Here is a 13,145-nt window from a genome sequence, read left to right on the forward strand (position 1 = left end):
GGACACAACAACGTAAGGAGAGTCGGTGATCTCAACGCCGAGCTGGGAGATGGGGCCACCCAGGGGACCCATGGAGAAGGGAACCACGTACATGGTGCGGCCCTTCATGGCACCCGTGAACTTCTCGTGCAGGGTTGCCTTCATTTCCTTGGGGTCTGCCCAGTGGTTGGTCGGACCTGCGTCCTCTTCCTTCTCACAGCAGATGAAGGTACGCGATTCAACACGCGCAACATCGGAGGGCTTCGAGCGAGCAAGGAAGCAGTTGGGACGCTTCTCTTCGTTCAGCTTGGTGAGCATGCCACTCTTGACCATTTCAGAGGTCAGACGATCCCACTCTTCCTGGGAGCCATCAGCGAACTCCACGCGATCAGGGGTGGTCAGCGCTGCAATCTCAGCAGCCCACTTGATGACGTCTTCGGGAGCGTTCGCCGGAGCGGCTGCGCGCACATCCTGTTCAGTCACGGACATTTTGCCTCCTGAGGCACTCGGTGATTCTGGGACGTGGTCACGCCCCGATCTACGTTCTTAATCATGCTCTACCCCACCGGTATTTGCGCGGGCGCAAAGTCCCTCTTTCCATTTAAATCTGACAATTCCGTCAACTGTGGCCACATTTCCTTGAGTTTCCGGCAATATATCGACCATTCATACAGGTGTGGCAATAGACACATTCTTCAACAGGAGATTCACCCTAAAGTGAACTTGAATATCCAGTGTGTAATGGATGACGATTGCCTTGAGGCAGTCTCAACACAATCGGAGGGACATTATGGGGATCCGAAGCAGAACGCAGGGCCCGAACTTCTTCGAATTCTTCACCCAGCAAGCAAATAAGCTTGTCGAGGGAGTTGAAATTCTTTCGCATATCTACGCCGCTTCCCCCGAAGAGCGAATCGCACTTCGCGACCAGCTTCATGGCGTCGAACACCAGGGCGACGAGCTCAACCACGAAATCTTCCAACGGATTAACTCATCCTTCATCACCCCTTTCGACCGCGAAGACCTTCAGTCTCTTGCATCCCACTTGGATGACTGCATGGACTTCATTGACGAAGCCGGCGACATGCTGGTCGTCTACGGCATTGCAGGCATCCCCGAGCAGATTGCACACCTGCTTGATGAGCAGATCGCAGTCATCGTTCATTGTGCAGAGCTGACGGCTAAGAACATTCCGGCGCTCAAGTCTCCCGTGGACCTGCGCGATTACTGGATTGAGATCAACCGCCTCGAAAATGAGGGTGACTTGGCGTACCGCCGCACTCTCACGACACTTTTCGACTCCGGTCTTGACCCCATCACGGTCATCAAGCTCAAGGACGTCATTCAGAGCCTTGAGTCATGCGCAGATGCCTTCGAAGATCTAGCCAATGTCATCGAAGCCCTTGCACTGAAGGAATCCTGAGCCGTGGATCTTAACCTGATCCTAGTGTGCGTCGTCATTGCCGTTGCACTGTTCTTCAGCTACACCAACGGCTTCCATGACGCTGCGAACGCGATTGCAACCTCCGTTTCCACTAAGGCATGGACTCCCCGCGCGGCTCTCTTGATGGCCGCAGGCATGAATGTTCTCGGTGCCATGATGGGAACTGCGGTTGCAAAGACCATTGGCGAGGGGATTATTTCCATCTCTCCATATGCTGAATCTGCCCAGGTAGAAATGCAGCAAAAGGGCCTCGTCATCATTCTTGCTGCACTTCTCGGTGCCTGTATCTGGAACCTGATCACATGGTGGTTTGGGCTTCCTTCTTCTTCTTCGCACGCGTTAATTGGCGGTATGGTCGGCGCCGGCTTGATGAGCGGCACCGCCGTCTATTGGTGGGGAATCGTCAAGTCAGTCATCATCCCAATGTTCGCTTCCCCCATCATCGGCTTCTTCGTCGGCTATATCGTCATGCGCATCGTGCTTTTCCTGCTTCGTCACGCGCAATACCACCACACGATGCGCCGTTTCCGTGCCGCCCAGCGCTTCTCTTCGGCCGCTATGGCTCTTGGCCACGGTATCCAAGATGCGCAGAAGACCATGGGCATCATTGTCATGGCTCTTCTAGCCGGTGGCTACGGCGAGGCCCACCAGATCTACGACCCCGTCACCGGAGATATGACCGTCCCCATGTGGGTCAAGATCTCAGGAGCACTTGCAATCTCCCTGGGCACTATGGCCGGCGGTGGCCGGATTATGCGAACCATCGGTCGTAAGATCATCGACCTCGATCCCGCCCGCGGTTTCGTTTCCGAGGCCGTGTCATCCTCAATCCTCTACCTGTGCTCTTACGTCGTCCACGCTCCGATCTCAACAACTCAGGTTGTTTCAACCTCGATCATGGGCGTTGGGTGTACGAAACGTTTCTCAGCAGTGCGTTGGGGTGTCGCGGGATCGATCGTGACCGCCTGGTTCTTGACCCTCCCCGCAGCTGCCGCAGTTTCTGCGGTTGTCTATTGGGTCTGCGCACTGATCGTTGGAGTCTGAGGCCCCAATTCAGTGAAAGCATCATTCATTCGCACCTGCTGCGGTGTGCTTGCCCTTTTCTTTGGGGCAAGCACACTCAGCGGGTGTGGTTTTTCTTCTGTTATGCGGCTTTCCGTCGGGGCCTGCGTTCAGATTCCAACCTCAACCAGCGCGTATTCTTTAGAAACTATTTCCTGCTCCCGTCCTCACCAGGCTGAGGTTTTTGCCCTCCCCACCGTTGGGGGATCAGAATTCCCCGAGGCCGCGCAACTTGAGTCAGAAGCGCGGCGCGAGTGCGAAAAAGACTTCACGCCCTACGTAGGAAGCGGTGTCGAAGATTCAGCCCTTGACCTCATTTGGATGACGCCTAGCCGAGAGTCATGGGAGCGGGGCGACCGACAGATTGTATGTCTTGCCGCTGCGAACGGCGACCAAACTCTTCGCGGTTCTGTTCGAGATTCGGCGTACTAGCGCTAGCTAGCGGCTACTCTGCGACTCTAGGTGCGTGACGTTCAACGTCGACTACACGCACCCGGTTCCCCTCCGGAAGAGTGTGCAAAATAACCATCTCAGATGCCGATAGCTCCCTGGCGTCAAGCGGGAAATTCATCCGAACGCCCGAAGGCGTGAATTGACGGAAGACATCAAAAAGTCCCGGAAGCATCGTACGTGGTGTACACAGCACTCGCGGCTGACCGTCCGCCAAAAGCGCATGCACCAAAGCCTCATCAGAGGCAGAATCGGTACCATCGCGTGAGGGAAGAGTATCGATTGATACTCCCGCGAGCGCAGCCCAAGGCCCCAGCGTCTGCCGAGTCCGCGCGGAAGAAGTCGCCATCGCTCGACGAACCCCGTATGCAGACAGCAGGTCTACCAGTTCAAGTGCCTCGCGGACCCCGGTACGCGACAGAGGACGCGCGTCGTCATCGCCCTCCCAATGCTGGGGTGGAAGCGCACGCGCATGGGGCAACATGGCCAAAGGAGTAGTCACAAGCTCACCACTTCGGCCTCGCATGAGAAGTTCATTGAGCAGACGACGATCTCCGCGACGAGTAAGAAGATCCTGGGCGCGCGAAGGAGACATCCATCGCGCCTGGTCAATTTCCCGCGTAGGGGCACGGTGGACCGGCTTACGCAGGTGGACGAGGCCATAATCAGAATGAGGATTGTCTTCCATGAGGGTTCCCACCCAGTAGCGGACCTCCTTGGTCTGCCCTGAGCCGAGGCGGTAGCGCTGAGTCGTTAGTGGAGCACCGAGGCTGATCACGTGACCGGTTTCTTCTTCGACCTCACGCACAGCCGCGACGGGAATGGTCTCTCGTCCCTCAATCTTGCCTTTCGGCCACGACCAATCGTGATACTGCGGGCGATGGACTAGCAGAACTTCGATCTCAGCCTCGTCAAGCACATCTCCTGGGAGAATCTCACGACCCGGGTGGCGTAAGCGCCATACAAGGGCGCCGCCTGCACGAATAAGGCGCATCGGGGGCATGGGCTGAGGGCTGGGTGTCACGTTATTAACCCTAACCTAGAGTGAGCGTGGGTGCGGGCTTAAAACCCGCGCCCGCGCTCTTCTCAGATTGGTGATTTAGTAGGCGACAGTGAAACGCTATCCCGTATGAGTGGGCGTTTCGATCTCATCGACAAAGGCCTGGGCAAAGTCCGCTCCAGAGATATCGGAAACCCCATTCTCATCAGTGAGCAGAACATCACCACCGAGGCGGAAACGCACCAACGACGACATCCGCACCATCGACAACGCTGCGGAGGACCTCCTCATTGAGAAGGTCACCGTGGTTGTAGGTCACGCCTTCGATTGGCTCCGAGGGCCGCTAAAATTCAGTCCAACTCCCCGATGCGCGCTCGGGAGGCAGCACCTTCGAGTTCTTGAGCGGTCATGACCAGTGCTCGCGCACGCATCGTCACTCCGTACGCCAAAGCATCATGCGGATCATCGATCCACTGTCTTCCTACTCTGGGATCGCCCGCAGCAACAATGCGCATCGCATGTGCAAGCTCAGTAAAGATGTCTTCCAGATCATCATCACGTTTTTTTCCGGACAGAAGCGCGTCCGCGTCATGGACAACATCTTCCAAAGGACGCGCATGAATAGGCTCTTCGAGTCCAGGGATCTGCTCTGCATGCAATCCCAAGATGTACAGATCAGCAACCGTGAGCGGGTCACGGTGGAACCACTCTCTGAACAAGTACACGCGCCACAGCGCGCCAGGAAGAGTGAAATCAGGGCTCTGCGACCACAGCTCGGCAACTAGAGGAACTCCACCGGTAGAGAGCAGCTCGCGAAGGCGACGCAAGGCCTCGGCATCAAAATCTTCATCTCCCACACCCAGCAGCGCCCACGCAGTTGAGTGAGCAAGAACAGAAGAATCCGCAACATCTGGCGCACCAATAATTGCCTCTGTTTGCGCGTAGTCCAAGATCGCCGGACGCCTTGGGATGCGTTGCGGTTCGCCCATTTGCTCTCCTACCAGTAAGATGGTGGGGTTGGTCCACCCGATGGGCCACACAGCGGGAGTACCCGCGGGCCTATAGCTCAATGGTAGAGCAGCGGACTTTTAATCCGTGGGTTGGGGGTTCGAGTCCCCCTGGGCCTACTTCTTTTGCACTTTTCTAGTTTTCTGTTTCTTCTGTGCCCTGAACCCCAGCAGATTCCACGAATGTTTCTTTCCCATTGACATCGGGATGTGCGCGCCCAGCCATCGAGGCAATCCCCACGGCAATTGAAATGCACACCAGACCAACCAATTGCCACAGGGTAGGAATCTGACGCAAAAGTACCGCGCCGATCAAGGCCGAGGTGGCGGGAAGAAGCGCTGTGAACAAGGCAAAAGTCGCTGCAGAAACCCGCTTCATCGCCATGGCTTCAAGGCTGTATGGGAAAACCGTTGACAAGAATGCCAAGGCAATGACCGCGACTAAAACCTTTCGATCACTGAATGCAACCATTGCCCCCGGGGCCAGAATTGGCGCAGAGATCAAGGCGCTGAACGCACAACCCAGCGAAAGATTAGTCATCGCGGAGCTTGAAGACGCAGCCTTTTGCCCGAGAACGATATATCCTGCCCACGAGGCCGCAGCCCCCATCACCCAGGCCAATCCCGGAAGCGTTTGCGGATCGCTTAAATCCAGGCCAAGACCACCAATGGCGAAAACTCCGCACAACGCAAAAAATGCGGCAATTCGCGGTGCCCATCCGCGGCCTCGGAACACCGCAACCGCCACGGGACCAAGAAATTCCAGGGATACTGTCGCCCCCAAAGGAATGCGGGAGATGGCCTCGTAAAAGCACGAATTCATGCAGACCAGAGCGATAGCGAAATAAAAGGCTCCCTTGAGGGTTGCGCGGTCGAGGCCTCGCCAAGGACGAACCCACGCGCACAGCACCAATGCACCAACGAAACCGCGCCACCAAGCAACCGAGGCCGGTTCAACGACAGAGAAGGCAAAAACTGCGACGGCAGCTCCGCTGTATTGAATGAGAGCCGAGGTAACGATCAATATCTGTGCGGGAATGCGGTTTGCTATTCCCACTAATGATCGGCTGTTCACGACCCTCCTCCGAGTAGTTCACGCACTTCTTCGGCAAGAAACTCATCTTCCTTCGAGGAATCTTTTGAAGCAATTCCAACAGCGACCGAAATGAGAACAAGCCCCAGAATCTGCCACGGTGTAGGAATCTGCCAAAGGATGATCACACCCATCAGCAGCGACGAGGCCGGAGAAAGCGCAGTGAACAGCGAAAAATCTGCCGCCGAGATCCTGTGCATGGCAAGGGCTTCAAAGGAGCAAGGAATGATGCTGGATAGGACCGCAACAAGCACGACAATCCCAAGCAACCATGGTTGAGTGAGCGCAGGTAAGGCTGGCTGAGCCATGAAAGGTGAAAGTATCAGCCCACTGAGCGCACAACCGACCGCAACATTGGTAATTCCCGAGCGTTTCGATGCCACACGCTGCCCCAAAAGGATATAGACCGCCCACGCGACAGCACTCAAGCCCGCCCATTTCAGCCCGGGAATAAAACCTGGATCATTGGTGTCGAGGCCAAGCCCGCCAATAGCAACGACCCCCGCCAAGGCAAGGAATGCGGCAAGGCGCGGAAGCCAGCCTCGGCCACGAATCACTGCGACTGCAACCGGCCCAATGAACTCCATGGAGACGGCTGGGCCTAGGGGCAAATATGCGATCGACTCAAAGAACGTGATGTTCATGGTGATCAACGCCAAGCCGAAGCAAGCGGACTCAACAAGATCCTTAACGCTCAGGCCCACACGCCAGGGGCGTCGCCACGCACACAAGATCATCCCGGCGATGAAAACACGCATCCATGCCACAGCACTGGGCTGGACAGACCCAAAAATCAGGACCGCAACGGCCGCACCGCTATACGCACTAAGCGCAGCACCAACAATCAGAATGGGCGCGGGAACGCGTGAAAGAAGCGCACGAAGATGGGATAGCACTCCCCCACTATGCCACAGGGTCAGGGACAAACTGTAGACACACGGAATTCATACAAAAACGATTTCCCGTCGGCTGATTCGGTGCGTCATCAAAAATATGCCCTAGGTGAGAATCACAGCTTGCACAGCGCACCTCGATACGGCGCATTCCGTGGGAAATATCCTCGAAATAGTTAACTGCACCGGGCAGCGCTTCATAGAAACTCGGCCACCCGCAATGCGATTCAAACTTCGTTGACGAGGGGAAAAGCTGAGCACCACATGCCGCACACAGATAGGTACCCGAGCGGTGTTCATCCAGCAGCTCACCTGTCCATGGCGCCTCAGTACCGGCTTGACGAAGAACCAAGTACTGCTGGGGAGTAAGCCGCTCACGCCACTCGTCGTCACTGTAATTCACGCTGGGTGCCGACTGTTGTGCCTGCGCAAGGTGTTCGAGCTGCGTTGCACGATCACGGGTTCGAATGATCTTCATCTTGTTTTCCTCAATTCAGTCTTGTTGAACATCGCTGCGCTGCGGACGCACTGCATCCTCGGGCACTCGAGGTCCACTGTTCAAATGAGTTGTTTTTTCTTCGTGACGTTTTGCCGTAGCTTCACGTTCTGCCAGGACATCGTCACCTGGACCGGCGTAAATCTGATTGCGCTCATCGGCATCGGGAGACCCCGAGAAGAGGCGCTCCCCGCGAACAACAGTCGCATCCATATGAGCGTGACCGGAATGTGCCTGCGGGGCCGAGGCCTGCACCTTGTCACCGTCCGCCTGAGCCTGAGGCAACAGCGCGGTTGATCCCCCACCAAGGTGATTCTTACCTAGACGTGCGTTGGCCTCGGCAACCTTTGCGGCTAGTTGCTCGGCAACCAAAGAATGCAGCATAGTCTGCGAAAAAACCTGGGTCTGCGCGTCATTGGCCGAGGCCACCGCTGTGACCTTCCCCGTATCAGCAAGTTCACGCTGACGCTGGGCCATTGCCCTCCTGCGCGCGCGCTTGGCTTTCTGTCGGGCTGCCAAGAGCCGCACAGAATGCACGGCGTCATCGAGGGGGTCCGAATCAGCCTTTTCTTCTGTCTTGCCCTGAGAAGAAACAGGCGAGGCCTGAGTGGGCTTTCCTACCGGCGAAACCGGATGCAAGTTGGGGTCACCCGTCGTATCGGCGGCAATACCCGACAGTTCCTTCGCCAGTCGGGCGACGGCCTCGCGAGAGGTATCCTGCGTGACTTTCTCAACCTCCAAGGACTGAACACGCGTATGAGGACGGATCGCAGGATCCTCATCAACAACCCAACGAATCATGTTTTCACGTAGGTAGCAGCGCAGGTCCCACAGCGCTCCGGAGTCCTTGGCAGAGACAACAATGCGAACGGTTATTGTCGTTTCATTCGAGTCAGCAACCTGAACGGCCCACGAACGCCCATCCCACAAATCAGTTGCAAGAAGAAGCTTTTGAACGTGACTGCGGATCAGAGTTAAAGGCGCCGCCCAGTCGAGCTTGAGTTCGACATTACCCAGCTGGGTTGCCGCGCGACGCGTCCAGTTTTCGAAGGTGTTGGACGTGAAGTAGGTCGAGGGAACGATAAGCCGGCGTTCGTCTGGGAGCCGAACAACAACGTAAGAAAGAGTGATCTCTTCAACCTTGCCCGAGGCATTGTCCTTACCGACAACGACCACATCGCCCACGCGAATTGCATCCGTGAAAGCCAATTGAATACCGGCAAAAACATTTCCCAAGGTCTGCTGAGCTGCAAGACCGGCGATCACCGAAATGATACCGGCAGAGGCCAGAACGGTTGCCATTGCCTGACGCGCAGCGTCAAAAGTAAAGAGGGCTGCGCAAACACCGAGAAGGATAACCAGAGCCTGTAGGAGACGACGGATGACCTGCGCTTGGGTTTCAAACTTACGGGAAACCCCTCCGTCTTTTTCCTGGCGGATTCGTGCCGCGTCTTCGAAGATCCACGCGCTGTCGTAGACCATCCAGGTCATCGTCAAAATGCCAATAATGAGCAGAACATGGGAGATAAAACCCACCATTCCGCCATTGGACCAATCTGACAAAGTGGTGTTGACCAGCATGAATTGCAGGCCAGCCCACGCACCCCAAGCCATCGCAGTGATGTAGTACGAGGTCCGGACGCGTTTGGTAACTGCTGCAAAATAGCGCGAGCGACGGGCAATTGGACGCGTCAAAAGGGCGATCACCAGCGCGACAACGAAGGCGATAACCAGACCAACTGCGGCGCCGAAGATCAGCGATGCCAAGTCCAGCGCATTTTGAACAGCGGCCTGTGCAACACCCGTTGGCGAAGGCGAAGGTGTCGGATCATCGGCACTGAAAATCATAAAACCGTCCTTGAATCACTCATTTTGTACTCCCTCAAGCCTAGGCGCGATCATTGAGAATCGCCTGAGCCTTGAATCGATGGGCAGCATCATGAGTCCCAGAATATCAAGGAAAAATAGACATGTGACGGTCATCACTGCCATTCTTTTTGCTTTAACGCCTCGCTTCTGCCTAATATTCTCTTCGTCCTCGGACGCCAGACCGGTGGCCGACAGTGGCCCCCATCGTCTAGAGGCCTAGGACACCGCCCTTTCACGGCGGCGACACGGGTTCGAATCCCGTTGGGGGTACTTCTTCGAAGTCGCTCGTGTCGACAGTGAAGAAAATTTCAATAGGCTTCACCTATTGTGAGGCCCCGTAGCGCAGTTGGTTAGCGCGCCGCCCTGTCACGGCGGAGGTCGCGGGTTCAAGTCCCGTCGGGGTCGCAAGACCAGGCCAGTAGGTTTCGGTCCTGGCTCTGTAGCTCAGTTGGTAGAGCGTTCGACTGAAAATCGAAAGGTCACCGGATCGACGCCGGTCGGAGCCACCAGATAAAACCCTCGCACCGCGAGGGTTTTGTTGTATCTACTGCGACCAGAATCACACCACCTCCCCCAAACTTCACAACTCAAAGCACAAACCACTTTTGACCTGCAACGATACCCGCACGACAACGCTAGTTGACAACATGGTCAACCAGAATGATGCACCGAGAAAGCCACCTGAGAACTTTTAGACCATCCCAGATATTTGTGAATTCATCGCTGAACTGACTAGCATTTAGTTATCCCACACAAATCAATCAGGAGATTTTCAGGTGTCGATACGCGTTCAAACTCTTACAAGATCAGCGATTTCGGGGCTTTCAATGCTCCTCGCATGTTTCCTCGCATTGGCCTATTTCGTCGTTTCTCAAGGCGTGTCACAGGCCGCAACCGTCAACGACATCGTCAAGGATGTCAAACTCTCTGGAGTCAGCTCCTCAACGAAGCTTGGCGTTGGCACCATGATGCAGGTTGACTTCACCATCGACGGAACTGGGAAGGCGATCCGCCAGGGAGACACTTTCACCATCCAAGCACCCCCGGAGCTCAATACCTTCGCTTCGACCGGCACACAACTTCAATTCGACATGATCGCCCCTGATGGTCAGGTCGCTGTCAATTGCTCTGCTCCCGCACCTGAACCCGGAGCGGTTATTACCTGTACCTTCACAGACTACGCAAACTCCCACCAAAACATCACCGGTTCAGGTTGGGCAAAGATGAGCGCAGCTGCAAAGACCACTGCTGGCGCTGTGTCCTTCTTGATTGATGGCAAGGCTGTTTCTGTTCCGCTCCCCGGTGACGGGACCGGAATTGGCGATACCAATATCGGAAAAACCACCAAACACAACAAGGGCGGAACAGTCGACTCCGATGATCCTTCGTTGATTAACTGGTCGATCAACGTCGTGGAGTCGGGAATCTCAGTCGAGACCATCACTGTTGACGACACCTTCACGAATGACAATGGTGGCTACACCCTAGCCAACGAGCCCTCAATGTCAGTGTGGGCTAACGGAGATGACTTCCCATTGGGCGATTCCACAACGGTATCGAATGGCGACGCTCTGAACGGCGGCACCTTCACCGTCACGAAGAAAGCCGACGGCAGCGGTTTCACCGCGACTTGGCCGAAGGGCAACGGAAACGCAATCTATTCGATCTCCTATAACACCAAGATCAAGAACCCGGCGATGGTCGGTAAGTCTGCGACCTTCACTAACAACGCCTCTGTCAACGCTGTTGCATTGGTCGGAAAAGCGGTAATCACGGCCGATGGTGGTGGTTCCACCGACGACAACCCCTCATTGCCTCGCCCCACCCCGAGCACAACGACTCCGCAACCTACCCCGAGCACGACAACACCGGCGCCAACCCCCAGCACAACCACTCCGGCGCCAACCCCCAGCACAACCACTCCGGCGCCAACCCCCAGCACAACCACTCCGGCACCAACCCCCAGCACAACCACTCCGGCGCCAACCCCCAGCACAACGACCCCGGCGCCAACCCCGAGCACAACCACTCCGGCACCAACCCCCAGTACGACAACCCCGGTGCCCACCCCAACAACGACTGTGGCCACTCCGGAGCCGACCCCCAGCACCACCACTCCAAAACCCACCCCGACGACAACTGCGCCGACTCCCAAGGTTTCAACAACGACTCCTCAACCTTCGGCCTCAACAAGCAGTACGACTCCTCCGGTAGCGCCCGAGACAAGCAACCCTCCGCTTCCGCCGGCACCACAGCAGGATGTGCCGCCCGCGGCTCCTTCACCCAAGGAAGCGAATCGTTCTCTTGCCTCGACCGGCACCGATGCAACTCTCGCCGCAGCAGCTGCACTGAGTGCGGCAATTGCCGGTGGGGTGCTCGTCGCTCGCACTCGTCGCGAACAGGATTGAGATCAAGAGTCGATCACGTTTGTGACCTGAGAGCCCACACATAGGGCCACAAAGGCACAGCCTGATTGGTCGACACGCAATCGACTCCATGCACAACAGGGTGGGGGCCAGACGCGCAGCGTCTGGCCCCCACCCTGTCATAACCGCATCTAGCGGTGGTGATCAGTCTTCGCGGGTCGTAACCTCAATGATCTGAACTTCCGCAGAATCTGGAATATCAGCCGCGCGAGGAGCAGTTTTCCCAGAATCACTGGTCGAAGGCTCCTCAACCACAGTGCTGTCAACAACGCGCACACCCGGTCGCGGGGATCCATAACGCGAAGGCGCACCTTGACCCATCCCGCGACGCATCGCGCGACGGACAAAGAAAATGAAGGCAGCTGAAATCAGTGCAACACCGATGACAACGATCAGAATCAGGTTGCCCAGTAGCGTAAGAAGTCCACCAATCATGCATTCACCCTACACTGGGCACGATGGTCGTGAGACAATAGAACCCTCAGCTCTAAACGAACATGTCACTGAAGACGCATCGCCTTCGCCCATGCATGTTCCACTCGGTGTCGGTAGGAAAAGGCGGTTACATATGGGAAAACGAGCCGAAACCCAGGACCGTCTCCTTGCAGCAACTCGACACATCATCATCACCGAAGGCATTGAAGCCACATCGCTTGAGCACATCTGCGCAGTCGCTGGTTTTACCCGCGGCGCCTTCTACTCAAATTTTTCCTCTAAAGACTCACTGCTGGGAATCTTGGCTGAAGGCGAATACGCCGACCTGATCCAACGCCTGCGTGAACGCGTCCTTCTGTGGGAGAACGCTCAAACCCCCGCATCGCAGGGAGGTGAGGGGGATCGTCACCTCCTCATGGAAAACCTGCTCTACGAAGCCTTGGACGCAATCCACATTGACGAAGGACTCTACATCCTCCACTCCGAGATGCTCATGCGTTCAATCCGCGACCCCGAGTGGGGTATGCGACTGCTGGACCTCAACCGTCAATTTGCGGATCAACTCGGTTCGGTTCTGCAGACAATCCTGACGGCCGCCGGGCGTGAACTCACGGTTCCCATTGATGCGCTGACCCAAAGCGTCATCGGTGTCGTCATACGTGCCGCAGGACTTGCAGGGTGGCGTCAATCTATTCGCAAGTACCGAAGTAAGCACAGTACTGCCGCAAACTCCGGCTACCCCGCGCCGACGCCTCGTGAAGATCACCCACCGGTCCCACCTGCCCACACAGCCTCACAGGCCAGCCCGGCAACCCGATCAATTCTCGAAGTCGTCCTGGTCCTGCTCTACGCCTGCTCGCGCGAAATCGACTGAAAATACACATCGGTATCGCCTTCAAGCGTTTTCGAAGGAAACTTCAAGAATCGCAGAATCACGCCAAAAACTCATAGCACTTTATCCGAGTTTCAGGCGCGGTACTCACAATATGCA

13 protein-coding genes, 4 tRNA genes and 1 pseudogene are annotated in these 13,145 nt (G+C 56.3%); 9 read left to right on the forward strand and 9 right to left on the reverse strand.

The window, feature by feature from the left end; translation table 11 throughout:
* Positions 1-468 (reverse strand): annotated as a pseudogene (locus KHW85_RS03910) (phosphoenolpyruvate carboxykinase); the annotation flags it as partial.
* A 301-nt stretch (positions 469-769) separates the two neighbouring features.
* On the opposite strand from KHW85_RS03910, the gene KHW85_RS03915 reads away from it, so the two are divergent.
* Genes KHW85_RS03915 through KHW85_RS03925 form a run of 3 tightly spaced genes read left to right on the forward strand, consistent with a single transcriptional unit; the run spans position 770 to position 2,917 of the window.
* Positions 770-1,402, forward strand: coding sequence for a DUF47 family protein (locus tag KHW85_RS03915; RefSeq protein WP_291458882.1), 633 nt, complete (start codon positions 770-772; stop codon positions 1,400-1,402).
* A gap of 3 nt (positions 1,403-1,405) precedes the next feature.
* Positions 1,406-2,467, forward strand: a complete 1,062-nt coding sequence (locus KHW85_RS03920; protein ID WP_291458883.1) for an inorganic phosphate transporter — start codon at positions 1,406-1,408, stop codon at positions 2,465-2,467.
* Between the two features lie 12 nt (positions 2,468-2,479).
* Entirely contained in the window at positions 2,480-2,917 is a 438-nt protein-coding gene (locus tag KHW85_RS03925) for a septum formation family protein (RefSeq protein ID WP_291458884.1), read from the forward strand.
* 13 nt (positions 2,918-2,930) lie between these two features.
* On the opposite strand, the gene KHW85_RS03930 is transcribed toward KHW85_RS03925, so the two are convergent.
* The 3 genes from KHW85_RS03930 to KHW85_RS03940 form a co-directional block, all read right to left on the reverse strand.
* Positions 2,931-3,959, reverse strand: a complete 1,029-nt coding sequence (locus tag KHW85_RS03930) for an NUDIX hydrolase (protein WP_291458885.1) — start codon at positions 3,957-3,959, stop codon at positions 2,931-2,933.
* Positions 3,960-4,055: 96 nt separating this feature from the next.
* Positions 4,056-4,226 carry a hypothetical protein gene (locus KHW85_RS03935; protein WP_291458886.1) on the reverse strand — a complete coding sequence of 57 codons (171 nt, stop codon included), beginning with the start codon at positions 4,224-4,226 and terminating at the stop codon, positions 4,056-4,058.
* 59 nt (positions 4,227-4,285) lie between these two features.
* Positions 4,286-4,924: a hypothetical protein gene (locus KHW85_RS03940; RefSeq protein WP_291458887.1), complete on the reverse strand. Its 639-nt coding sequence runs from the start codon at positions 4,922-4,924 to the stop codon at positions 4,286-4,288.
* Between the two features lie 66 nt (positions 4,925-4,990).
* On the opposite strand from KHW85_RS03940, the gene KHW85_RS03945 reads away from it, so the two are divergent.
* Positions 4,991-5,062, forward strand: a tRNA-Lys gene (locus KHW85_RS03945).
* 16 nt (positions 5,063-5,078) lie between these two features.
* Here KHW85_RS03945 and KHW85_RS03950 read toward each other — a convergent pair.
* Genes KHW85_RS03950 through KHW85_RS03965 form a run of 4 tightly spaced genes read right to left on the reverse strand, consistent with a single transcriptional unit; the run spans position 5,079 to position 9,272 of the window.
* On the reverse strand, positions 5,079-6,017 hold the full coding sequence (locus tag KHW85_RS03950) for an EamA family transporter (RefSeq protein WP_291458888.1): 939 nt from the start codon (positions 6,015-6,017) through the stop codon (positions 5,079-5,081).
* On the reverse strand, positions 6,014-6,931 hold the full coding sequence (locus KHW85_RS03955) for an EamA family transporter (protein WP_291458889.1): 918 nt from the start codon (positions 6,929-6,931) through the stop codon (positions 6,014-6,016). Before KHW85_RS03955 ends, KHW85_RS03950 begins: the two co-directional genes overlap by 4 nt.
* 7 nt (positions 6,932-6,938) lie before the next feature.
* A complete protein-coding gene (gene msrB, locus KHW85_RS03960; protein WP_178705922.1) occupies positions 6,939-7,406 on the reverse strand; it encodes a peptide-methionine (R)-S-oxide reductase MsrB in 468 nt (155 codons plus the stop codon).
* Positions 7,407-7,421: 15 nt separating this feature from the next.
* A complete protein-coding gene (locus tag KHW85_RS03965; RefSeq protein ID WP_291458890.1) occupies positions 7,422-9,272 on the reverse strand; it encodes a mechanosensitive ion channel family protein in 1,851 nt (616 codons plus the stop codon).
* A gap of 218 nt (positions 9,273-9,490) precedes the next feature.
* Here KHW85_RS03965 and KHW85_RS03970 point away from each other — a divergent pair.
* From KHW85_RS03970 to KHW85_RS03985, 4 genes are all read left to right on the forward strand, one after another.
* Positions 9,491-9,563: transfer RNA gene (locus KHW85_RS03970), tRNA-Glu, on the forward strand.
* Positions 9,564-9,624: 61 nt separating this feature from the next.
* Positions 9,625-9,698: transfer RNA gene (locus KHW85_RS03975), tRNA-Asp, on the forward strand.
* Positions 9,699-9,726: 28 nt separating this feature from the next.
* A tRNA-Phe gene (locus KHW85_RS03980) sits at positions 9,727-9,802 on the forward strand.
* Positions 9,803-10,120: 318 nt separating this feature from the next.
* The gene (locus KHW85_RS03985; protein ID WP_291458891.1) at positions 10,121-11,701 is read left to right on the forward strand and encodes an Ig-like domain-containing protein; all 1,581 of its coding nucleotides are present in this window, start codon (positions 10,121-10,123) and stop codon (positions 11,699-11,701) included.
* A gap of 162 nt (positions 11,702-11,863) precedes the next feature.
* On the opposite strand, the gene KHW85_RS03990 is transcribed toward KHW85_RS03985, so the two are convergent.
* Positions 11,864-12,154 carry a hypothetical protein gene (locus KHW85_RS03990; RefSeq protein WP_178704087.1) on the reverse strand — a complete coding sequence of 97 codons (291 nt, stop codon included), beginning with the start codon at positions 12,152-12,154 and terminating at the stop codon, positions 11,864-11,866.
* Between the two features lie 133 nt (positions 12,155-12,287).
* Between KHW85_RS03990 and KHW85_RS03995 the strand changes: the two genes are divergently transcribed.
* Positions 12,288-13,028: a TetR/AcrR family transcriptional regulator gene (locus KHW85_RS03995; protein ID WP_178704085.1), complete on the forward strand. Its 741-nt coding sequence runs from the start codon at positions 12,288-12,290 to the stop codon at positions 13,026-13,028.
* Positions 13,029-13,145: the final 117 nt, after the last annotated feature.

Source organism: Actinomyces sp. oral taxon 181 (genome assembly GCF_018370895.1).
In the GTDB taxonomy this organism is placed as follows: Bacteria; Actinomycetota; Actinomycetes; order Actinomycetales; family Actinomycetaceae; genus Pauljensenia.